General features: G+C 67.0%; 15 protein-coding genes. 7 read left to right on the top strand and 8 right to left on the bottom strand.

Annotation, left to right across the window (positions count from 1 at the left end; all coding sequences use genetic code 11):
* Complete coding sequence (locus AC3ENJ_RS09440) at nt 1-1,086, bottom strand: YlbL family protein (RefSeq protein ID WP_308495835.1); 1,086 nt, start codon at nt 1,084-1,086, stop codon at nt 1-3.
* 266 nt (nt 1,087-1,352) lie between these two features.
* Here AC3ENJ_RS09440 and AC3ENJ_RS09435 point away from each other — a divergent pair, with 266 nt between their 5' ends.
* Complete coding sequence (locus tag AC3ENJ_RS09435) at nt 1,353-2,831, top strand: zinc-dependent metalloprotease (protein WP_431813841.1); 1,479 nt, start codon at nt 1,353-1,355, stop codon at nt 2,829-2,831.
* Here AC3ENJ_RS09435 and AC3ENJ_RS09430 read toward each other — a convergent pair.
* Nucleotides 2,828-3,433: a M48 metallopeptidase family protein gene (locus AC3ENJ_RS09430; protein WP_431813840.1), complete on the bottom strand. Its 606-nt coding sequence runs from the start codon at nt 3,431-3,433 to the stop codon at nt 2,828-2,830. The two genes, AC3ENJ_RS09435 and AC3ENJ_RS09430, sit on opposite strands and share 4 nt — an antisense overlap.
* Before the next feature lie 210 nt (nt 3,434-3,643).
* Between AC3ENJ_RS09430 and AC3ENJ_RS09425 the strand changes: the two genes are divergently transcribed.
* Nucleotides 3,644-4,432 carry a hypothetical protein gene (locus AC3ENJ_RS09425; protein ID WP_190807048.1) on the top strand — a complete coding sequence of 263 codons (789 nt, stop codon included), beginning with the start codon at nt 3,644-3,646 and terminating at the stop codon, nt 4,430-4,432.
* Between the two features lie 10 nt (nt 4,433-4,442).
* On the opposite strand, the gene AC3ENJ_RS09420 is transcribed toward AC3ENJ_RS09425, so the two are convergent.
* Nucleotides 4,443-5,450, bottom strand: a complete 1,008-nt coding sequence (locus AC3ENJ_RS09420) for a LacI family DNA-binding transcriptional regulator (protein WP_190780046.1) — start codon at nt 5,448-5,450, stop codon at nt 4,443-4,445.
* Nucleotides 5,451-5,663: 213 nt separating this feature from the next.
* Here AC3ENJ_RS09420 and AC3ENJ_RS09415 point away from each other — a divergent pair, with 213 nt between their 5' ends.
* The 3 genes from AC3ENJ_RS09415 to AC3ENJ_RS09405 are packed head-to-tail and all read left to right on the top strand — an operon-like array spanning nt 5,664 to nt 8,831.
* A complete protein-coding gene (locus AC3ENJ_RS09415; RefSeq protein ID WP_431813839.1) occupies nt 5,664-7,142 on the top strand; it encodes a flavin-containing monooxygenase in 1,479 nt (492 codons plus the stop codon).
* The gene (locus AC3ENJ_RS09410; RefSeq protein ID WP_190780044.1) at nt 7,139-7,987 is read left to right on the top strand and encodes an alpha/beta fold hydrolase; all 849 of its coding nucleotides are present in this window, start codon (nt 7,139-7,141) and stop codon (nt 7,985-7,987) included. Before AC3ENJ_RS09415 ends, AC3ENJ_RS09410 begins: the two co-directional genes overlap by 4 nt.
* Nucleotides 7,965-8,831, top strand: a complete 867-nt coding sequence (locus AC3ENJ_RS09405) for an SDR family NAD(P)-dependent oxidoreductase (RefSeq protein WP_431813838.1) — start codon at nt 7,965-7,967, stop codon at nt 8,829-8,831. Before AC3ENJ_RS09410 ends, AC3ENJ_RS09405 begins: the two co-directional genes overlap by 23 nt.
* A 47-nt stretch (nt 8,832-8,878) precedes the next feature.
* Here AC3ENJ_RS09405 and AC3ENJ_RS09400 read toward each other — a convergent pair whose 3' ends face one another.
* Both AC3ENJ_RS09400 and nudC read right to left on the bottom strand, forming a co-directional pair.
* A complete protein-coding gene (locus tag AC3ENJ_RS09400; protein WP_431813837.1) occupies nt 8,879-10,672 on the bottom strand; it encodes an ATP-dependent helicase in 1,794 nt (597 codons plus the stop codon).
* Nucleotides 10,673-10,679: 7 nt separating this feature from the next.
* Nucleotides 10,680-11,663, bottom strand: a complete 984-nt coding sequence (nudC, locus tag AC3ENJ_RS09395) for an NAD(+) diphosphatase (protein ID WP_431813836.1) — start codon at nt 11,661-11,663, stop codon at nt 10,680-10,682.
* 94 nt (nt 11,664-11,757) lie between these two features.
* On the opposite strand from nudC, the gene AC3ENJ_RS09390 reads away from it, so the two are divergent.
* On the top strand, nt 11,758-12,849 hold the full coding sequence (locus AC3ENJ_RS09390) for a macrolide 2'-phosphotransferase (protein WP_308495833.1): 1,092 nt from the start codon (nt 11,758-11,760) through the stop codon (nt 12,847-12,849).
* A 54-nt stretch (nt 12,850-12,903) separates the two neighbouring features.
* Here AC3ENJ_RS09390 and AC3ENJ_RS09385 read toward each other — a convergent pair whose 3' ends face one another.
* Nucleotides 12,904-16,380 carry an ATP-dependent helicase gene (locus tag AC3ENJ_RS09385; RefSeq protein ID WP_431813835.1) on the bottom strand — a complete coding sequence of 1,159 codons (3,477 nt, stop codon included), beginning with the start codon at nt 16,378-16,380 and terminating at the stop codon, nt 12,904-12,906.
* Nucleotides 16,377-19,772 (bottom strand): ATP-dependent helicase, encoded by a 3,396-nt coding sequence (locus tag AC3ENJ_RS09380; RefSeq protein ID WP_431813834.1) that lies wholly within the window; start codon nt 19,770-19,772, stop codon nt 16,377-16,379. Before AC3ENJ_RS09380 ends, AC3ENJ_RS09385 begins: the two co-directional genes overlap by 4 nt.
* A gap of 70 nt (nt 19,773-19,842) precedes the next feature.
* Between AC3ENJ_RS09380 and AC3ENJ_RS09375 the strand changes: the two genes are divergently transcribed.
* A complete protein-coding gene (locus AC3ENJ_RS09375) occupies nt 19,843-20,664 on the top strand; it encodes a 3'-5' exonuclease (RefSeq protein ID WP_431813833.1) in 822 nt (273 codons plus the stop codon).
* 129 nt (nt 20,665-20,793) lie between these two features.
* On the opposite strand, the gene hemL is transcribed toward AC3ENJ_RS09375, so the two are convergent.
* Nucleotides 20,794-22,113, bottom strand: a complete 1,320-nt coding sequence (hemL, locus tag AC3ENJ_RS09370; protein WP_190807040.1) for a glutamate-1-semialdehyde 2,1-aminomutase — start codon at nt 22,111-22,113, stop codon at nt 20,794-20,796.
* Nucleotides 22,114-22,172: the final 59 nt, after the last annotated feature.

Below are 22,172 nucleotides of genomic sequence, written 5' to 3'. Positions count from 1 at the left end.
TCATCTGGTACCGCAACTGGGGAGGGCGGAAACATTGCCCGCGGCCGCTTGTTCCACCGCGTTGACCGCTTCGCCGAGGTTCTCCACCTCGATCACGTCCAGGCCGTCCGGGACGTACCCCGTGACCTCGTTACAGTTCCCGCTCGGTGCCAGGAAGTAGCGGGCACCGGCGTCCGCCGCGCCTTGGAGTTTTTGTCTGATGCCTCCGATCGGACCGACCTCGCCCTGCGGGGTGATGGTTCCGGTGCCGGCCACGTGTTCGGAGCCCACCATGGATCCGGGGGTCAACTCCTCGATCACACCCAGGGCGAACATCATGCCCGCGCTCGGCCCGCCGACCTGGTCGAGTTCGAAATCGACCGTGAGCGGGAACTCGTACTCGGGAATCAAGTACACGCCCAGTTGCCACCTGCCCGTGTCCTCGCTGCGAGTGAGGTCCACGTGACGGGTCACCGTTTCAGCACCGCGCTTGACGGTCAGGTCCACGCCCTTGTCCCCCGCTTGGTCCAGGCCGTCACGCAGCTGATCCAGGTCCGTGATGGTGTCGGAGTTCATGGCCACCAGGGTGTCTCCCGGTTCCAGGACACCGTCGGCGGGCGTGTCAGGAATACTCGCGTGCACTTGGAGGGTGGTCTTGAACGGCTTGTCCAAGTAGTCCAGTGCCGCCGCGACCGAATCCTCCTGGGAGGTCTCCATGGCCGCAGCATTGGAGTCGTCCACCTCTTGTCCCGTGAGAGTGGGGTCGTACAGGGCGTCCTGGGGCAGCACGGTGTCCGAGGGGTTCAGCCAACCCAGGAGTACGTTGACCGCGTTGACGTGTCCGGACGGACCGCCCTTGACGTACACCGTGGTCAGGTCCAGTGTGCCGTTGCTCGGGTACGTCTGCGCACCGTCGATGCGTACCAGCTCCCGGTCCTCGAACTGTCCCACCGTGTTGAAGGTGGGGCCGGAGGATTCAATGACGAAGGGTGCGGGTATCAGCACACCGGCGATCAACAGGGCCGCGGTGCCCATGAGGCTCACCGATTCCAAGGATCGCTTCTTGCGCGATCGCGACCACCGCGTGGTGCCGTCAGTGTTGCGCACGCGCGCTCCTCTCACCGCTGTCAGGACCGTCATAGCGTACGCGCCTCCCCTGGGAACCGGCCCCGCCGCACCCCGGCCGGCATGTGCCGGTGACGACGCCGCCCGGCCGGGTGCGCGGCGTCGGCATGCACCGGCGGGGCACCCAGCGGCTGCGCGCGGCCGGTCCGTGAGCTGGCAGCGAATTGTGGGCCCGCCCCGGTGGTACTCCCAGGGCCCTGCCGATAGGCTTAATCGAATCCTTTTTTCCCACCCGATTGGCGGTACCCATGAGTTCGAACCCTCCTCGTGACGAGAACGGCGACAACCCGAAGGATCCGTTCCAGGAGATGTTCGAACGTCTGCTCGGATCCCAGGGAATGTCGGGCGAGAACACGCCCGGTGGAATGCCCGTGAACCCGCAGGCGATGTCCATGATGTTCCAGCAGATCCAGTCCATGATGAGCTCCGGCGGAACCGATGAGCCCGTGAACTGGGAGCTGGCGCGCAACCACGCCCGGCAGGTCGCCTCGCAACAAGGCGATCCGTCGGTGACCGGTCAGCAGAAGGGCGCCGTGGACGACGCCATGAAACTTGCCGAGCTGTGGCTCACGCCCAATACGGCTTTCACCGAGCCCAGCACCCTGCCCGCGGCCTGGTCGCGTGCTGAGTGGATCGAGGCCACCGCGCAGACGTGGAAGGAAATGACCACGCCGGTGGCGGCGTCGGTGTCCAACGCGATGACCGAGGCCATGACCAAGCAGCTGCCACCCGAGCTGTCTCAGGCCATGGGCGGCGCGGACCTATCAGGGATGCTGTTCGGCGCGGGTTCCATGTTGTTCGGCATGCAGCTGGGTCAGGCAGTGGGCGCATTGTCCTGCGAGGTCGTGTCCTCCACGGACGTGGGCCTACCGCTGTCCAAGGACCGCTCGGCACTGGTCCCGTCCAACATCGCCGAATTCAGCGAGGGGCTGGAGCTGCCCGCAACCGACGTGATGCTGTACCTGGGCATCCGCGAGGCCGCTCACGTCCGGTTGTTCCACGGTGCTCCGTGGCTGCGCGAGCACGTGTTGGGACTGATCACCTCGTTCGCCGCCGGCATTCACATCGACATGGACCGCATCGAGAGCATTGCGCAGGATCTGGATCCCATGGACCCGTCCGGCATCCAGGACGCCCTGGCGTCCGGCGTGTTCAGCCCGCAAATGACGCCGGACCAGGAAGCCACCCTGGCGCGCCTGGAAACCGTGCTGGCGCTGATCGAGGGTTGGGTCACGCGCGTCACCGTGGCCTCGACCGCCAACATCCCTTCCGCTGCGGCGCTGACCGAGATGATGTCACGACGCCGCGCCGAGGGTGGCCCCGCCGAACGCACCTTCGGCTCGCTCGTCGGCCTCGAATTGCGCCCGCGCCGGATGCGCGAGGCCGCCGCGTTCTGGGAGCATGTGGAGGGCAAGCGCGGCATCGAGGAACGAGACGGGCTGTGGGAGTCTGCGGAACTACTGCCCAGCAACGAAGACCTCGATGATCCCGAGGGTTTCGAACAGCGCCGGGGCCTGCTGACCGCCAGCGATGACGAAATGGACGCCGCGCTGGCCAAGTTGCTCTCCGGCGGTTACGAGGACTCCGAGGGTGGCCCCGCGGCCGAGGACTCCGATTCTTCCGCCGGCCCCGACTCCTCCGAGGCGAACGGGCCGGGTGATTCCGACGGTCCCACTGACTCCGGGGACGATGCGCCGGAGGAGCCCGGAGACACCCCGAAGGATTAATTGGTGGCTGCCGACCCCTCGCGGGGGTTGGCGTCCGCCCACGCGACGCCGTCCAGGAACTGGGCGGCGTCGTTGGCTCTGGGGTGCTTGCGGGCCAGCGACCAGAACCGGTCATTGTGCTGGGCCTCCAGCAAGTGCACCAGTTCGTGGAGCACCACGGTTTCCAGCACCCAGTCCGGCGCGGTGGCCAGTCGAGTGGAAATCCTGATCACGCCGGTGCTGGGAGTTGCCGACCCCCAGCGGGTGTTCTGCCGCGAGGACCATTTCACCTGGGTGGGTTGCGCCTGGCCGTTCAGATAGGTGGCCGACAGTTCCCGGGCCATGCGCCACAGGGCCTCATCCGTGCCGCGCCGCCGGGCGTTCTGCCGGGCCCGATCCCGTTTGGCCACGATTTCGGGGACCAGAGTGGTTTTCCACTGTTCCACCTCGCGGCGGGTGGCCGACTGCGGAACGGCCAGGATTACTGTGTCTCCGCTGAAATGGGCGCTGACCGTTTTCTTCCGGCGAGCGCTGCGTTGCACGAGCACCTCGGGGGAATCGGTGGGCGGTTGCGGCTCGGGGCGTCGTGGCTGCGCCGTGCGGGGCGGGTGGAACGGAGACATGGTCCGTAGTTCACCACTTGAGAGGTGGTGATGACCAATTACGGCCGACCCGGTCGAGGTCGCTTCCCTCGCCGGAGTCTGCCGTGCTCACGATGATCCGCGGGCCGAGCGGGCACACTCGAACTGTGGATGACGGGTTTTGTGCTGCGCCTTCCTCGACTCGTTGGCAGCCTGGGGGAACCACCCGATCCTCGACCATCGGAGCAGCTCATGGCACCCACACCCGCCACCTCAACGTCTCATGCGGCGGATCAGCGGTTCTGCGCATCCGGCACCCGGCCCGATGAGGTACATGTGCTGTTCGCGGGGTTGGACCCCATCGCCGCGACCACCGCCCTGTTGATGGCGGACGCCGGTGTGTGCCTGATTAACGTCACGGATCCCACTCCCGTGACGGCCCACGATGCAGCGGCGGGACCTTATCCCCCCGCACTCACGGGTTCACCGCGGGAATACGCGCTGCGCAAGTTGCTCCGTGCTCGGTGGCCGCGCTGCGTTCCCCTGAGCGCGCCCGAGCTGTTCTGCTCCTCGGTCATCCCCACGGCCGTCATGCTGCGCAGCACCCGTGTGGCGGGGCCGCTCCCCCAGGATCTTTCCGTGCCGGTGTTGGCCACGCCGCCGGACGCTCACTTGCCCACCATCACGACCGTCACGGACGGGTCCGTGTCCCTGACCTGGCCTTTGCTCCCCTGGTACCGCCGCCCGTGCCGGGAGTGCCTGGAGGCAGCCGTCCGTGATGCGCGCAGACTGCTGCGGAATCAGCCACTGCGTGATCACGGAGCGGTGGCCACCCCGCACTCCCCCGCCATCACCACGTTGACACGCGTCATCACCGCGTCCCAGCTGACGGTCGGGCTGCTAGGGCAGGCCTTGGATTCGGAGGCCTGCCCTCGAGCCGACGGGGCCGTCGAGGCTCCGGTGGGTCTGACGATCCGCCACGGACTCCACCGGGCCGAGTTGACACCCCGCGGGGACTGCTTGTGCACCTTGGACGGTTGACGTGAGCGGATCACACGGAGCTGCGGTCCACGATCAATGCCCCGCTCGTGCGGGGGATGGGCGGAGTAGGCGCACCACGGACGAGGGATGTAATGACATCCACGATGTAGCGGGCGGTGATGTCCGGATCCAGCGCGACCATGGTCAGGGGTGGCTGGGCAAGTGCTGCCGCCGAAGAATCGCCGACCCCCACCACGGCCAGATCGCGGGGCGCAGCCAACCCCAGCTGTCGCATGCCCGACAGCACTGCCAGCGCTGCGGTGGAATCGTGGGCGCACACCCCCGATGCGGCCGGATGCTGCGCCCGCCACGCCTGCAGGGACTCGGCGGCCCCGCGGGGATCAGCGGGAACGTGGAGAACGGTCGGCTCGGGCAGCTGCAGTGACGCGCATTCGCGCCGCAACACCTCATATCGCCACTGGGCGGCACCATGCATGTGGTCCCCACCGGTCACCGCGTACACCAGATGCCGGTGGCCCGCTCGAGTGAGACGCTCCACCTGCAGCCGAACAATCTCCTCCTCACGAGGGCCCGTGATCCACCGGCCCATGGCATCAGAGCCTGTCCAGGAAACCACGCCGAGCACACCGTTGTGACGCATGAGCTCGGCATCGTCATCCCGCAGGTCCCATGCCAGAACCGCGGCGGGCGTCACCGATGACCATACTTGGGCCGCGGGTCTGCGGGTCCACGCATGGATCACCATGGACAGACCCGCTTGAGCGAACAAGACCGAAAGCCGCTCGATGATCTCGCCCACGTCCTCCAACAGCGCACGCGCCGGAGGGAGATAGAGCAGCACCGAACTCGAGTGCCCGCGGCTCAAGGACCGCGCCTCCGCCGACGGCGCGTACGACAATTGCCGTGCGGCCTCCAGGACCCTGCCGCGTGTGAGGGGCGAGATGGACTGGTGCGGGGTGTCATTCAGCACGAAGCTGACGGTGGTTCGGGAGACACCGGCCAACCGCGCGACGTCGGCACTCGTGGCTCGACGCGGTGGGTCGTTGCGTCCCTGCATGCCGCGGATCCCTCCTTTTCCATCGATGTCCACATGCTAATCAACCCCCGGGTCCGCAGGCCCTGTTGTCGGGTAAATGTGACCTGCTACACTTTGGGGCCACTCTACTAACACGTGTTAGTAACCACCTTGCCCTCGCATGGACGCGGGAAATTCGCAACGATCGGGCCTCCCGCTCGGAGCAGCCACACCACCAGAGCGTTGAAAGGCAGCATGGAAGCGCACAACGTTGATGTGATTATTATCGGTGCCGGTATTTCGGGAATCGGGGCCGCACGAGAGCTCGCGGGCACCACCCACACAGTGGCCATTCTCGAGGCGCGGGACGCAGTGGGTGGCACATGGGACCTGTTCCGCTACCCCGGAATCCGTTCCGATTCGGACATGGCGACCTTCGGGTACCGCAGCCGTCCCTGGACGGAGGATCGGAGTTTGGCCCCCGGCGAGACCATCTTGAACTACGTCCGCACGTCCGCCGATGAAGCCGGGGTGACGTCGAACATCCGCTTCGGCCAACGGGCGCAACGCGCCGAGTGGTCCTCCCACACATGCATGTGGACTGTCACCTATCAAGACGCACACACGGGTGACGTGTCCCAAATGACCGGGCGGTGGCTCTTCATGGCCACCGGCTACTACCGCTACGACCGAGGTTTCACCCCGGACTGGCCCAGCCTCGAGGACTTCCGGGGCGAGGTGGTACACCCGCAGCACTGGCCGGAAAGCCTGGACGTCGCGGACCGACGGGTGGTCGTGATCGGCAGTGGGGCCACGGCCGTAACGCTCGTGCCCGCCCTGGCGCAGCTCGGTGCCCGCGTGAGCATGGTGCAACGATCCCCCTCGTACGTGGCCTCCGTGCCCGGCCGGGACGAAACCGGCATGAAGTTACGCAAGTGGCTGCCCCCTCGCGTGGCCGGGGAAGCCAACCGGTGGCGCAACATCATGCGGGGCATGGTGGTCTACGAGTACAGCCGACGCCGCCCCCAGGCCATGAGGGAACTACTGCGCAAGGGCGTGGCCAGACATTTGGGCCCCACCTTCCCCGTGGCAGAGCATTTCACCCCCGATTACGATCCCTGGGACCAGCGCTTGTGCGCGGCACCGGACGGGGACTTCTTCAAGGCCATCCGTCGCGGGCAGGCCGAGGTGGTGACCGACACCATTGAGCGATTCACCTCCGACGGCGTCGGGTTGGGCTCGGGGCGCCACCTGCCCGCGGACGTGATCGTTACGGCCACGGGATTGAATGTGCAGTTCTTCGGCAATATGGACCTCGTGGTGGACGGCGAAACGATAGATCCCGCCACCCGCGTGAGCTACCGCGGCATGATGCTGGACGGCGTACCCAACCTGGCCTTTGCCATCGGGTACACGAATTCTTCCTGGACGCTGCGCGTGGACCTGATCACGAGATATTTCCGCCGTGTCCTGGACCGCGCGAAGCGGCGGGGCGCTCGGGTGGTCACTCCTCGATATTCCGGTTCCAGGTCCGAGCTGCGCCCCCTCATTGACCTCGCGTCGGGCTACGTCCGACGCGGCGCACATCTGATGCCCCGCCAAGGCCGCGGCGGCGCGTGGCTCGTACGACAGAATTATCTCCGGGACTATGTGTTGTTCCGCCCGGGCACCGAACTGGACAGCCAGCTCGACTATGCGGTGTCATCCGATGCCGCCGCGGAGGTGAACTCATGAGCACCGACACGTGGAACGGCCTACGGTACCGCGTCACAGGTGAGGGCAAGCCAGTACTCCTCATCCACGGCATTGGTCGTAGCCTCTCCGACTGGGACGAACAGCATGAACTGCTGAGTGATTTCTATCAGGTGTGGAGCGTGGATCTCCCCGGATTCGGAGCATCCCAGCCACCACCCCGTGGGATGCGGCTGGAGCATTTGGCCCACTCGGTGGCAGATTTCATCCGAGGCATGGATATCGGCCCTGTTCATCTGGGTGGAAACAGTCTTGGTGGCGCGGTGGCCATGCAATTGACGGCGGACCATCCCGAACTCGTTTCCAGTCTGTTGCTGGCGAATTCGGCAGGCTTCGGCCGGGGCGTGAGTCCCGTTCTCCGGGTGGCAAGTATCCCCGGAGTGGGCGAACGATTGTTGCGGCCCAGTCGCAGGGGTTCGCAGCGGTCCGAAGAAGCCATGTACCACGACCCGCGTTTCGCCACGTCCGCCCGCGTGCAACGTGGTTTCGAACTGGCGCGGCGTCCCGGAGGCACGGAGGCCTTTCTCGACATGTTGCGTTCACTCGGCTCCGTCACCGGTGTCAAGAGTGGGTGGCGGCGAGCGCTCACGCCCCGTGTGCGTGCCACCGGTGTCCCCACGTTCATCGTGTGGGGTGACAAGGACACGGTCCTGCCCGTCCGGCATCTCAAGCGCGGAGCCCGAATGCTGCGCGCAGCCACGCACCGGTTCCCGGACACGGGTCACGGCCCGCAGATCGAACAAGCCGATGAGTTCGCTCGCCTGGCCCGGACGTTCTGGGACGGCGTGGATCAAGGAGAGGGTCATGCCCATCAGCTCCGAGAGTAAGAAACCCCGGGGTCTCGGGCCCTTTGATTTCGGTGGTGGCAGCGGGGTGATCACGGGCGCGGCCAGTGGCATCGGACGAGCGATTGCCATGAATCTTGCCGGGCGCGGCAATGATCTCGCGCTCGTGGACCGGGACAGGAGCGGTCTCGATGCCGTCAGGGCAGAACTCACCCGCCAATACCCGGACTCGGTCATCTCGACCCACGTGGTGGACCTGGCGCAGCCTACCGACTTCGATGACCTGGCGACCGCCGTGGCCGCGGTGCACCCGCGGGTGAGCCTGCTGATCAATAACGCGGGGGTGGCCCTGAACGGGACAGTGGATGAGATCTCGATGGCGGACCTCGACTGGGTGCTCGCCATCAATTTGCGCGCCCCGATAGCCATGACCAAGTCGTTCCTGCCCCACCTGCAACGCGAAAGCGGCTCATACATCGTCAATGTTTCCAGCTTGTACGGTCTGGTGGCACCGGCCGGACAGAGCGCGTACGCGGCCAGTAAGTTCGGCATCCGCGGCTTCACCTTGGCATTACAGTCCGAACTGATTCCACGGGGCATCGGCGTGAGCGTGGTGCACCCCGGTGGGATCGCCACGAACATAGCCCGCAACTCGCGCACCGGTTCCCTCCTCGACCCTGAGGAAGCGCAACGCCGGCGTGCTGGTTTTGCCCGCTTCCTCACGATGCCACCGGAGCGTGCCGCAGCGCAGATCGTGGACGCTGTGGCGCACCGGAGGGAGCGTGTGATCATCACACGGACGGCGGTTCTGGTGGACGTGATCTCACGCCTGATGCCCGTCAATCATCGGCATTACCTGGCGCGTCAGCTCAGCAAGCCCCGGTGATCGACCGCTGCCACGGGGCTCGGTTGATCACGCCCCGGTCTTCGCGCTCATCGGACGCGGCGAGCCCGCCGCTGAGCGACGTTCGAGGACGCCGCGGGCACGATCGCATCCAGGAACCGTGAGCGCGATCTTGTGGGCCGGCCCCCGGGCGTGCGAGACAGAGACCATGACAACACGAGATGCTCTCGGGCACGGGTGATGCCCACGTAGAACAGCCGGCGTTCTTCGTCCACGCCGTCCGCTGTGTCCGCGAAGGAGATGGGCATGAGCCCCTCGGACAGCCCCGCAAGGAACACCGCATCCCATTCCAAGCCCTTGGCCGAGTGCATCGAGGCCAGCGTCACCCCGTCCATCACCGGCGCCTCCTGAGCCTTGGCCCGCCGTTCCAACTCGTCCGAGAACTGCTGGAGAGTGAACTCCTCGTCCTCGTCCGAGGCCCGATGGGCCATGGAATCCGCCAGGGACACCAACGCCGACAGCGACTCCCACCGGGCCCGTGTCGCGCTGTCCGAGCGGGGCGCGCGGGCCGAATAGCCCAGGGACGTGAGCATGTCCCTGACCTGCTGCGGAACCTGGACGGGAGCATCCCCCAGGGTTCTGGCCGCGGACCGGATCTGCACGAGTGCCTGCCGGATCTCGGGCCGGTTGAAGAACCGTTCGGTGCCGCGCAGTTGGAAACCGATGTTCGCGTCGGCGAGCGCCGCCTCGAAGGCCTGGGATTGTCCGTTGGTACGGAACAGGACGGCGATCTCCCGGGCGGGAACGCCGTCGTCCATGAGGTCTTGAACGCGCGTGGCAACCCCGGCGGCCTCGGCCTCGTCGTCCGGGTATTCGTTCCAGGACGGTTCGGGACCGGCCGGGCGCTGGGAGATGAGCTGGAGCGGTGTGGCCCACGTTCCGGGGGTGGACCCGGCAGCGGGGCGACGCGCGGCGAGCAACTGGTTGGCCGTGTTGACCACCTGAGGAGTCGACCGGTAGTCGCGGATCAATTCCACCACGCGCGCGTTCGGATGACGGGACGGGAATTCCAGCAAGTGCCGGGAGGTCGCGCCGGTGAACGAATAAATGGTTTGCGAGGCATCCCCCACCACGCAGACGTCGTCCCGCTGCCCGAGCCACGCATCGAGCAACCGTTGCTGCAGCGGCGAGACGTCCTGATATTCATCCACCACGAACTGGCGGTACTGGGAGTGCACGGCGGCGGCGATCCGCTCGTCCTCTTCCAGGATGCCCACGGTGATGAGCAGCACGTCCTCGAAGTCGATCAGGTGGCGATCCGCCTTGAGATCTTCGTAGGACTGATAGAGCCGCTGCATGGTGCGTACGTCGTAGCCCATGGGCATGCTGCGTTTCTCGGCCGCTGCGGCGTAGGTGTCCGGGGTGAGCATGGAGACCTTGGCCCACTCGATCTCTCCCGCAACGTCGCGCACGGTGGCCCGATCGGTGGTCAGGCGCATGGCCTGGGCTGCTTCCGTCAGCAACCGGGCCTTGTGATTGACCAGACCGGGCGGGGGCCCGCCCACGGCCTGCGGCCAGAAATACTGCAATTGCCGCAGCGCGGCGGAGTGGAACGTGCGCGCCTGCACACCGGGTGCCCCCAGCTGACGCAGGCGCTGCCGCATTTCGTTGGCCGCCCGCGCGGTGAACGTGAGCGCCAAAGTTTTCTGGGGTGTGTAGACACCGGTGGCGATTCCCCACGCGATGCGGTGGGTGATGGCGCGGGTCTTTCCCGTGCCCGCCCCGGCGCGCACGCACACCGGCCCCTGGAGGGTGGTGGCCACCACGCGTTGTTCGGGATCCAGGCCGCCCAGGATGCGCTCCTCGGCGGACGCCTCACTCACCACCGGCTCAGGCACCTTCCGGGAGCGGCTCGCCCAACCAGCTCGCAATCAGGGCGTGAGCGATCGAAATCCGACCGGGGAGCACGATGGTCCGCTCCACCGCCGCGGCCTTCAGTTCCGCGCGGGTGAACCAGCGCAAGTCCAGGATTTCCTGACCGTCCGGCGTGAAGTCGATGGTGTGCGCGACCGCTCGGAATCCGAGCATGAGCGAACGGGGGAACGGCCACGGCTGCGAGCCCTGGTAGTGCACCGATCCCACCACGATGCCGGCTTCCTCATAGATTTCGCGCACCACCGCTTGCTCCGCGGACTCCCCGGGTTCCACGAATCCGGCCAGCGTGGAGTACCGGTTGCTGGCCCACAGCGAGGACCGGCCCAACAGAATGCGTTCGCGCTCCGGGTCCTCATGTCCGTCGGTGATGGCCACGATGACCGCGGGATCGGTGCGAGGAAAATGCAGTGTCTGGTCCTCGGGACATTCCCGGGCCCAACCGGAACGGATCACCTCGGTCACCGTGCCGCACCGCGGGCATCGCGGGTGGTCACGGTGCCACAGGCCCACCGACTGCGCGGTGACCAGCAGGGATGTTTCCTCCGGTTCGAGTTCGGTTCCCAACGTGCGTAACCCGGCCCGCACGACGTCGCTCTGGTCGAGGACCTCCGTGCCCGCCGCAAAACTGCGCAGCAGCACCGGTGCGCCGTCCCCGTGCAACCTGCCCAGGTAGACATCCGGGTGGGCGGGGTCCTCGCTCGCGGCGGGAGCGGCGTCGTAATCCTCGAGCACCAGGTGCCCTTCGCGCACGGGCGCGTCACCGCCCACCATGACGAGCACCCGCGCGGACGGATCGGAACCCGCCGCGGCGCGCAGGTCGCGGTGTTCGCGGTCCACGGCGTCGCGGTCGAAGGCCGACGCCGCAAACGGCAGGTCCCCGGGGTCCAGGCCCGGCACGGTGTGGTCAGGTGTCCAGGTGTTGGGTTCGGAAGGAGTCACCCGTCCACTGTAGTCGTCGTGTCCCGGTAGCTCCCCGGTGGCTGTGGGTAACCGTGGTGCCCGTGCTCAGGGCGCGGCCGGTAGTGTGGATGAGGTGAGAACGACCCCCGAAATGCTCGCAGCCATTGCCGCCGCAGCGGTGCCCGGAATCGCGCCGGTAGCGACCGGTCCTTCTCCCGATGACAACTCGGATTTCCGATCGTGCGTGGTCAAAGACACACAGTACAAGCGGTGGCGTGTTCGCAGCCCCCTCAATGCGGAGGCCAGCATCAGGTTGGAGACCGAACACCTGGTCCTCGGAGCCTTTACGCCCTCCGTCCGCGCGCACCTCCCCTTCCATCTGCCCAGCGTGGTCGGTTCCGTGGAGCAGTCCGGGCTGCGCACGTTCGTGTACTCCCACCTGCCCGGCACCACGCTCACCCTCGGTGAGATGTCCCGGCAGAACGAGAATCCCGTGGCGCCTTCGCGTGCGCCCGCACCCAGCGCAGAACCCCGTGCTCCCCTGGCCGTCCAGGTTGGCCGGGCACTCGCGGCCGTCCATTCACTTCCCCGCGCCCTGGTCATGGACGCCGATCTGCCCGCCTACAGCGCCGAGCAGTGCCGCAGCCGCATGCTCCACGATCTGGACCGCGCCGCCGCAACCGGCCGGATCCCCGGCCAGTTGTTGCGCCGCTGGGAACAAGCGCTCGAGGACACCACGCTGTGGCGGTTTTCGACCCGCGTGGTGCACGGTGATCTCCACGAGGACAACGTGATCGTGCACGAGGGCGCGCTGGGTGCCTTGACCGGGTGGAGCGATCTGCACGTGGGTGACCCCGCCGTGGATTTCGCGTGGCTCGTGGGCATGGCGAACTCACAGTTCGCGGACACGGCGCTGGAGACGTACTCGGTGGCCGCGGTTCAGCCGCCCGACCGGCATTTGCTACGTCGGGCGCACCTGTCCGCAGAATTCGCTTTGGCCGAGTGGCTGGTGCGCGGGGTGGACCGCGGCGTCGAAACCATGATCAAGGACGCCGAACGGATGCTCAACACCCTGGCCCTGGACGTGGAACGCACCGGCTCCCCTGCGCCCGGGGTGATCCCGGAGCCGCCCGCCGCGGAGCCCGAGGAGCAGTCGGGCCCGGAAGGGTCCGCGCCCGGGCGGTCCGGGTCCACGGACTCCTCCGCTGTGCGTCCCGTGGAATAACTCCTACGCGCCACGCACGCTCGGGCGCGTGGGGCACCCGATGGGTGGGCCGGCTCAGCCGTGCACCGAGTACATCGATTCGACAATGGCCTCCAGTTCCTTGTCGGTCGCAAGGTCGTGCGGGCGGATTTCCTTGTCCTCGCTCACGTAGTAGAACGCGGCGGAAACATCCGTCAGGTCCAGATTGTGCAACCGCGCGAAGGCCAGGCGGTAGAGCGCAAGCTGCCCTGACTTACGGCGCAGGTCCTTACCCTGGGGCACCCGCCCGGTTTTCCAGTCAATGAGTTCCCAGCCACCCGAGTCGGTACGGAAGACGGCGTCGATGCGACCACGGACGGTCACCGAACCCACCGGCGTCTCCACGGGCAACTCGACGGCATACGGCTGACGGCTTGCCCACTGACTGTTCTTGAATGTTTCGGCCAGCCCGGGCAGGTCGAGCTCTTCATCCACGTAATCATCCGCGCCGGGCAATTCGTCCATGTCGAAGATCGCCGAATCTCCGAAGAAGTTCTCGACCCACGTGTGGAACGTGGTACCGGCGCGAGCAGCAGAACCGGGGCGGGCGGGCATGGGGCGGCGCAGTTCCATGATGAACGCCTCAGGGTTGGTGTCCATGGCCACCAACGCCGACGCGGACACGTGGGACGGCATGTGCACGGTGTTGCGCTGCTCCACCGCATTGCGCTTGGCCAGCAGGAGTTCCGCCTCTCGCCGCCAGCGCTTGATCGTTGCACCGTATTCACCCTCTTCGAGGTGTTCCGCGGTGAGCTCGCCGGTGGTGTCGAAGCCACCGGCCTGCACCGCGCGCGCGGCGCGGTCCATGCGTTCACGCCGCCCGCTGTGCACCGGTGTCGAGACCGTGACCGTTTCCCGACCGTCCACGGAGCGCTCCTTCCGAGTGATCTCCGGGCCTTCCAAGGGGTCGTACGGCCACAGGGCGCTCACCACCGTGTCCGCCTGAGGATTCTCGGTGCCCGGTTCCACCTGCGCCCACTCCCCCAGCTCCACCCCGGGATGGGACTCCTCCGTCATGGCCCGCACGGCGTCCAGGAAGACCGACGGCTCATGTGCCGTCTTCGCGGTACCGCGGAACGTGGAGCACGAGAGCTCGAGCAGTGTCTTGGCTCGCGTGCACGCCACGTAAGCCAGGCGGCGTTCTTCGGCTTCGTCGTGCGCGCCCGCGTCCTCCAGGAAGAGGTCAAAGGAATCCTTGAACGTCTCCACGTCCGTGGGATCGGCATTCCATTGCGGTAATTGCTGGGCATCACCGCGCAGTGGCCAGGGCAGTTTGGAGGCGTCCCCGGTCCACGCCGACTTTCGCTTGGACGGGAAGTCCCCCTGGTTCATGCCCGGCACGTACACGTGATCCCATTCCAGGCCCTTGGCTGCGTGCACGGTGAGCAGTTGGACGGCGTCGTGACGGGTTTCCTCGGGCGGCAGGTCCAGCCCGTTCTCCTCATGCGCGGCAGCTTCGAGCCAGGAGAGGAACGTTGCGACGTCGTGCGTGCGAGTGGTCGCGCTGAACTGGACGGCTTGGTCGTAAAAGCTGTCGATGTTCTTTCGCGCTTGGGCGGGCGTCTTGCCGGGGGTCGCAGCCAGCTCCACGTCCAGACCGAGGGTCGTTTCCACCTCGTGGAGCACGGAGGTGAGTTCGTCCCCGAGTGCCGACCGCAAGTGAGTGAACTCGGAACCCAACTGCCGCATCCGGCCCAGGGCTTGGGCGCTGATGGAACGACCACGATGGGACACCCAGGTGTCCGACGGCAACGTCTCGATGGCCTCGATCAGACTGGCCCGGTCCACGATGTCCCCTTCCACCACGGCCTCCCCGGGGTCTTCCGCGGGTAGCTGGGAGAGCTCTTCCGCGGAGAGCTCGGTGCCCCGGGCAGCGGCGGCGCGCGAGCGGGATTTTTCAAGATGGCCCGCCCAGTCTCCCAGCGCGGCGAGGTCCTTGGGACCAATGCGCCAGCGAGCGCCCGCCAACAACCGGGCCAGAGCATCGGAGCGACCCGGATCGGTCAGGACGTAGAGCGTTGCCACGATGTCGGCGACCTCCGGGGTGCTGAGCAACCCGCCCAGCCCGACCACCTCGTAGGGCACGTCCATGGCCTCGAGTTCCAAGCGGATCGGTTCGAACTGCGCCCGTTTTCGGCACAGGACCGCCATGGTGGGCATCTCCTCCAGCGGCTGGCCCTCGTGTGCTTTGCGCTGGTCGGCTATGGCCCGCGCCGTGGCCCGGGCCTCATCCGAGTCCGTGATGTAGCGGCTGACCCGCACGGACCCCACCGAGGCTTGGGGGGAGGCATCGAGCGGGGGAACCTGCAAGGCACTCGCGGAGCGGTTCCATTGCGGAGGCGTCCGCAGGGGCGCGGCAATTCGGTTGGCGACCTCCAGGACCGATCGACAGTTCCGCCACGCGACGGTGAGGAAACTCGAATCCGCAAACGCTGCCGGTTCCGCGTCTTGGCCATGACTGCGCGGGAAGTTCTCGACAAAGCTGAAGAGTTGTCCCGCCGACGCCCCGCGGAACCCGTAAATGGACTGCTGTGGATCACCCACGGCCATGACACAGTGCCCCTGACCGAACAGCTCGGAGAACAATTTGAGCTGGGCGTGGGAGGTGTCCTGGAATTCGTCCAGCAGGACGACCTTGAACCGGTCACGCTCGGTGGCGCACGCTCGAGGATCGACGGTGACAATCTCTGCCGCGAGCGCCAAGAGGTCACCGTAGTCCAAAGCGGACTCGTAGGCCTTGGCACTCTGGAACTGCTCAACCAGCTGCGCGAGCAGTTCCGTGGTTTCCAGACGTTTGAGGGCGTCCTGGGCCGGCTTGCCGATGCTTTTCTTCCGTCCCACGGGTGGGACGTCCGCGCAACTCATTCGGAACTGATGGGCCCACTGACCCACACGGGCCGCAGAGACCAGATGCTCGGAGGACTCCGAGGCCAGACTCATCAGTCCGGTGGTGAGCGTGGAGACGGCGGGCATGCTCTCCGGCAGCGGCCCGTCCCAGCTCTCCACGAGACGGTGCGCCAGTTGCCATGCTTGCGCCTGCCCCAGCAACACGGTGTCCGCTTCGACGCCCAGGCGTAGTCCGTAGCTGCGCACGAGCGAGTTCGCGTAGGAATGGTAGGTGCTCACTGTGGGCTCCTGCGGCACCGCAGGATCCTCTGTGGCACCGGGCTCGGGTGCAACGGATGAGTGATGCGGGTCCGTGGCCAACTGCGCGTCCGCACCCAGCAGCCCCGCGCGGCGCAGCCCCCGCAGTTTGCTTTGGATCCGCTCGGCCAATTCACCGGCGGCCTTGCGGGTGAAGGTCACGCCCAGGATCTGTTCCGGTTCCACGAGACCGTTGGCCACCAACCACGCCACGCGGTCGGACATGGTGGTGGTCTTCCCGGACCCCGCTCCGGCCACCACGAGTCGCGGCGTCAGCGGAGCGGAAATGACTTCGGCCTGCTGCTGCGTGGGGGGGAAATCCCCCAGGGCCTCGGCAATGTCGAAGGGAGAGTACTGGGGGGTGGTCATTGTTCGCTCACCTGTCGACCTTCTGCGCACAACGGACACACCCAGGGCAGGGTGCACCGTAAACCGAAATTGGAGCCGTGTTCCGAATCGTGGCGTGCTTCGAACCGCGTTCCCGCGACCAGCTCGGCGGCACGCGTAATGAGATCCCTGGCCCAGACATGGTCCGGGTCCAGGGGCGGTTGATGTTGGGTACTCACCTTCTTGGTACTCGTTCCCAGTTGCACCAGGAGCGCTCCGCCCGGTTGGGCCATGACGGTTCCCTGGGGAAGTTCAATGGGCTCGGAGGCGGCTTGCCGTACCGCTGCCTCCGAATCCTCACCGACGGCCGCGGCCTTGTTCCTGGTCTCGACCTCGCGCCGCATCTGCTCGCCCGCCCCGGCTTGCAGCGCGACTTGGTAGGCGCCCAGCTGCGGATGATTCTCGATCTTCTTTCCCGCCGGTTGGGCCTTCCCGGTCTTGAGATCGACCACCACGTGATGGCCGTGGGCATCGACCTCGAGCCGGTCCACCCGACCGCGCAACAGAGCATCCCGCGCGTCGCCCCGCACCAGCACATGGAAGCTGCCCTCGACTCCGACCAACTCGCGCCTGTCGTCCTTGCGCGCATTGATCACGTACTCCGCGAACTTGCTCAGCATGGCCTCCGCACGTTCCAACTCGGTATCGGTGACCCACCCGGGTGGCATGCCCAGGCTCGGCCACCGGCGGCGCAGCTCGGCAATCAGCTCCGTGCTCGGAGCATCCGGCATGGTTTCGGCAATATCGTGCACGAGCGTTCCCAGGCTGCGGCTGAAGTCGGTGACCTCCTCCGCCTTGACCTCGCTCACGAACCAGTCCAGGGGCGAGCGGTGAATGGTTTCGATCTTGGAGGGTGACACCGGGATGGGCTCGTGCGAAGCGAACAAGGGCTCATCACTGCTGAGCGGCGCCCAGCCCCACCATTCATGCGGATCCGCCCCGCGCACGGGGTCGGACAGCGCTGTGAACTCATGCAGCAATCGTGCCGCCGCCTCCCCCAATTCGGGCGCCTCATCCGCCGCGAAAACCGTGCGTCGCAGCGAACCGGTCAGTTGGCGCAAGGTCAGTGGCACGGGAGCAGCCAGGTGTTCCAGCTCGATGCTCGAGTCCCCACCGCCCCATCCGGAGGCCACCAGGTCCAGCAGTTCGGATGGCTGCTCGTCCTGATTGGAGACCGCCGAGACGACGAGCGAGCAGCTCGCGCGTGACACCGCGGTGGCGAACTGACGCAGTTCGTCGAAGCGCACTTGGCGCAGCCGATCCAGTGGCCCGATCCGCGCGGCTTGCTCCACCCCGAAGTCCAGGGCATCGGTGAGGACGTCGGTTCCGAGCAGCTGGCCACGCAGGGTCGTGTTGGGCCACACGCCCTGCTGCACCCCGGCCACGACCACGTGCTGCCACTGCCGGCCCGCGGATCCCGCCGGAGTCATGATCGATACATTGTCCTCGGCCGGGGCGCGAGCGGCCAAGGTGTCCATGGGCAGTTCCTGGTGCTCCATGTAGTCCATGAAGGCTTGAGCGGTGGCGCCGGGAACCTGGTCCACGAAACGCTCGGCGGACTCGAAGAGGCCCACCACAGCGTCCAGATCGCGATCGGCTCGCACCGAGTCCGCGCCGCCCGAAACGGCCCGTCGCCGCCACAGCTCGGCCACCCCGGACGCATCCCAGAGCGCCCACAACACTGATTCGGCGGTGGCGCCGGGTACGGCCAACGCCTCCTGGCCAGCCTGCAACATGTCCGCAATCCGGTGGGCCGGGCCCGATCGCACTCCGGCGGCCTCGAGCAGCACGCCGTGGGTCAACGCCTCGACCAGCAGGGTGTCACTGGTACGGCCACCGCCGCTGCTGAGCTCATGGACGCGCAGCCGCTGCCGGATGCGACGCACGTCCATGGGGGTTGCGCCCCCCAGCCGCGATGTCAGTAATGCCACGGCGGCTTCTGCGGTGAGCAACCGTGGCCGCTCATCGCCGGCCGCTGTGTCCTGGGGTTCATCGGTATCCGGCTGGGCGCCTGCTTGCTCCGCATCCAGGAGCAACCGCAGTGCATTGAGCAGGGGAATCACGGCCGGTTCCTCACGAAGCGGGGTTTCCGCGGCGGAGGATGTGGTGGGGACGCCCAGGGATGCCAACTGCCGCGTCAATGAGGCCAGCTGGGAACCGCTGCGCACGATCACCGCCATCTCCCGGTAGGGCACGCCCCGCAACAGATGCAGCCGCAGGAAATGATCCGCGCACCATCGGGCCTGAGCCGTGGGCGAGTCGAACACCACCGCACGTACCGATCCAGGGTCCTCCCCCGACGACTGCGGTGCTCGGTTGGTCCGGGCCCCCGCCACCACGGAGATGGCCCGGGAGACGCGCTGCCACGATTCATTAATGGTCGCGGGAAGCCTGTGCGTGAGCTCCAGGGACATCCGCTGCAGGGGCGTCCGTTCCGTCCCGACTCGGTCCTGAAGGGTCCGCAGCAGGTCCGGCCGGGCCCCTCGGAATCCTTGCACGGTGGTATCCGGATTGGCGGTGTAGATGGCATCCGCCCCTCGGGTCAGCACACCGATCATGCGGTGAACGGATGGCGTGGCCTCCTGGAGATCGTCGACGAGAACCACGGCCAATCGCGTACGTTCTTCCTGGAGGAACTCGGGGTTCTCCTCGAGTACCCTGGCGGCCCGGTCCACGAGCGCGGACGGGTCGAAGGCATTGGGCATGCGCAGCGCACGCACTTGCTGGTACTCGGCGCGGAAGGCCGCGGCCGTGCGCCATTCCGGGTGCCCCAGAGGTTCTGCCCACCGGGCCAGTTGTTCCGGGGACATGCGATATTCGTTCATGCGGTCGAAGAGTTCGCGCAGTTGCCCCCTGAATCCGCGGGTTTGCAGGGCTCGATCCAAGTCCGGCGGCCACACCATTCCTGTCCCGTGTCCCGCTGTGTGTCCGCGCATCATGTCAGCGATGAATGCATCCTGTTCGGGCCCCGACAGCAGCACCGGTGCTTCGACGACACCGGGTAGCAACCCTCGCCCATGGGCGCGACGCAGCAGGTCGAACGCGTACGCCTGCCAGGCCCTGACGAGTGGCGTGCTGATGGTCGCTGCCGCCCGTTCGCTGATGGCATCGCGCAGCTCCGCGGCCTGAGTTCGAGTCGGTGCCAGCACCAAGAGTGATTGCGGGTCCGCGCCCGCCGCCAGCCGATGCACCACGCATTCCACGACCGTGCTCGATCGCCCGGTCCCCGGAGCGCCCAGCACGAGAACCGGTCCGTGCCCCGGTTCCAGCTCGATCACGGCCCGCTGGTGGGCGTCCGGAATGAACTCCGGGCCGCTCCCCGTAGTGGTGCGCGGTGGAAGAATCCGCCAGGGGGTCTCCTGCTGCATCTGCATGGTCCCATCACATCACGCCCGGCGGACACGCATAACGACGCTCTCAGGCCGAGCCGGTAGCGTGATGGCCATGCCTTCCCCGCAGCACCACTCTTCGCAAGAACAGCCGGCCCTCTTCGACGTGCCCGAAACCGTCCAACCCCCTGAGGCCCGCAATACCGGGGAGAATCCCGTACAGGACACGCTGTTCGACGTGGGCCCCGCAACTCCCTGGACCGAACTCCCCAGGGCGTGTTTCGATCTGGAAACCACCGGGCGCGATCCGCAGACCGCCCGCATCGTCACGGCATCGGTGGTGCTCGTCGCCCCGGACGGTGCGGTGCTCACAGAGTGGGAGTGGCTCGCCGATCCCGGTGTGGAGATCCCGGAGGCCGCAGCCGCGATCCACGGCATCAGTACCGAGAAGGCGCGGGCCGAGGGGCAGGCCGCGAGCGACGTCGTCGCCGAATTGACCACCGTGCTGAGCGAACTGTGGGCGGATGGCACGCCTGTGCTCGCGTTCAACGCCGCCTATGATCTGACCGTGCTGGCCAGGGAGTGCGAACGTCACGAGATACCCGTGACCCGGCCGTTCCCCGTGCTCGACCCGTTCATCCTCAACAAGCAGGTTCACCGGTTCCGCAAGGGCAAACGCACGCTGGGTGCACTGTGCAAGGAGTACGGAGTGATCCTGGACGCCGCCCACACCTCGGCGGCGGATGCCCTGGCCACCGAACGGCTGGCCACCGCCATGGCCGAGAAGTTCGTCGAACTACAGACCGCGGCAAGTGAACTCCACCAGGCGCAGGTCGGGTGGGCCGCCGAACAAGCGGCCTCCCTGCAGGAGTATTTCCGGCGCCGCGATCCGGACGCCGTGGTGGACGGCACCTGGCCGGTCCACCCGCGGGGCTGACCGGCCACCAACGCCGGTCCCGGGCCTGCCCGGGTCCCACGCGCCAACTCATGCGGTCTTACTGCACGGTACATCGCTCTACCGTGCAGTAAGACCGCATCATTTGGCGCCCTACCCGCGCACAATAAATCAGTGCTGCGCGGGCTGGGCTTCCGCGGCGGCCTGGGCCGCGGCCGGCAGGGCAGAAATGATCCGGTCCATGGCCGAGTCGTCGTGGGCCGCGGACAGGAACCACGCTTCGAAGACCGACGGCGGCAGGTACACGCCGGCCTCCAGCATCGAGTGGAAGAACGGGGTGTAGCGGAAAGCCTCCTGCGCCTTGGCATCCGCGTAAGTGTGCACACCGGTGTCGCGAGTACCGAACGCGATCGAGAAGAGGTTGCCAGCTTCCTGGATCGAGTAGTTCACCCCCGCGGCGTCCATTGCCGAACGCAGGGCGTCCCGGAGCTGCTCGGAACGGCGATCAATGGTCTGGTACGCAATGCGATCGGCGCACTTGAGCGTGGCCAGCCCGGCCGCCATGGCGATCGGGTTACCGGACAGCGTGCCCGCCTGGTAGACCGGGCCGGTGGGCGCCAAATAATTCATGATGTCCGCGCGACCACCCAGGGCCGCCGTGGGCAGGCCGCCGCCGATCACCTTGCCGAACGTGAACAGGTCCGGGGCCCAGCCGCCCTCGGCCTCGTTGCTCAGGCCCCAGTAGCCGGCCTCGTGCACGCGGAAACCGGTGAGCACCTCGTCAAAAATCATGAGCGCACCGTTGTCGCGGGTCACCCGGCGGATCTCGGCGTTGAAGTTGTGCTCCGGGGTCACCACGCCCATGTTGCAGGGGGCGGCCTCGGTGATCACCGCGGCGATCTCGCCCGGGTGCTCGGCGAACGCCTCTTCCAGGGCGCTCACGTCGTTGTACGGCAGCACCAGCGTCTGGGACGACGTCGCTTCGGTCACGCCCGCCGAGCCCGGCAAGGCCAACGTCGCCACACCCGAACCGGCCTCGGCCAACAGCGAGTCCACGTGACCGTGATAGCAACCGGCGAACTTGATGATCAGGTCGCGTCCGGTGAACCCCCGGGCCAGGCGCAGTGCGGTCATGGTGGCCTCGGTACCGGTGGAGACCATGCGGATCTCCTCCACGGGTGCCACACGATCCACGACCAGTTCGGCCAGTTCGGTTTCTCCGCGAGTGGTCGCGCCGAAGGACAGACCACGTTCCACGGCCTCGTGCACCGATTCGAGGACCACGGGATGGGAGTGGCCCAGCAGCGCCGGACCCCATGAACCCACCAGGTCCACGTACTCGCGGCCGTCCACATCGGTCAGGTACGGGCCCTTGGCCGCGGAAATGAACGGCGGGGTTCCCCCCACGGAGTTGAAGGCGCGCACCGGGGAGTTCACCCCGCCGGGCATCACGCGTTGGGCTCGGTCGAACAGTTCTTGGGAGACACTCATGAGATTTCTCGGTTCCTTCCGCCGGGGCTCACCCCGGTCACGTACGCCGCGGCCGGTTG

The organism is Kocuria sp. cx-455, assembly GCF_057707085.1.
The sequence above is the reverse complement of the archived record's forward strand: the minus strand, read 5'-3'. Positions and strand labels throughout refer to the sequence as shown.

Excerpts from the sequence above, each read along its gene's own strand:
- AC3ENJ_RS09435 (WP_431813841.1), top strand. The coding sequence starts at position 1,353 with ATGAGTTCGAACCCTCCTCGTGACGAGAACGGCGACAACCCGAAGGAT.
- AC3ENJ_RS09430 (WP_431813840.1), bottom strand. The coding sequence starts at position 3,433 with ATGTCTCCGTTCCACCCGCCCCGCACGGCGCAGCCACGACGCCCCGAG.
- AC3ENJ_RS09425 (WP_190807048.1), top strand. The coding sequence starts at position 3,644 with ATGGCACCCACACCCGCCACCTCAACGTCTCATGCGGCGGATCAGCGG.
- AC3ENJ_RS09420 (WP_190780046.1), bottom strand. The coding sequence starts at position 5,450 with ATGCAGGGACGCAACGACCCACCGCGTCGAGCCACGAGTGCCGACGTC.
- AC3ENJ_RS09415 (WP_431813839.1), top strand. The coding sequence starts at position 5,664 with ATGGAAGCGCACAACGTTGATGTGATTATTATCGGTGCCGGTATTTCG.
- AC3ENJ_RS09410 (WP_190780044.1), top strand. The coding sequence starts at position 7,139 with ATGAGCACCGACACGTGGAACGGCCTACGGTACCGCGTCACAGGTGAG.
- AC3ENJ_RS09405 (WP_431813838.1), top strand. The coding sequence starts at position 7,965 with ATGCCCATCAGCTCCGAGAGTAAGAAACCCCGGGGTCTCGGGCCCTTT.
- AC3ENJ_RS09385 (WP_431813835.1), bottom strand. The coding sequence starts at position 16,380 with ATGACCACCCCCCAGTACTCTCCCTTCGACATTGCCGAGGCCCTGGGG.
- AC3ENJ_RS09380 (WP_431813834.1), bottom strand. The coding sequence starts at position 19,772 with ATGCAGATGCAGCAGGAGACCCCCTGGCGGATTCTTCCACCGCGCACC.
- AC3ENJ_RS09375 (WP_431813833.1), top strand. The coding sequence starts at position 19,843 with ATGCCTTCCCCGCAGCACCACTCTTCGCAAGAACAGCCGGCCCTCTTC.
- hemL (WP_190807040.1), bottom strand. The coding sequence starts at position 22,113 with ATGAGTGTCTCCCAAGAACTGTTCGACCGAGCCCAACGCGTGATGCCC.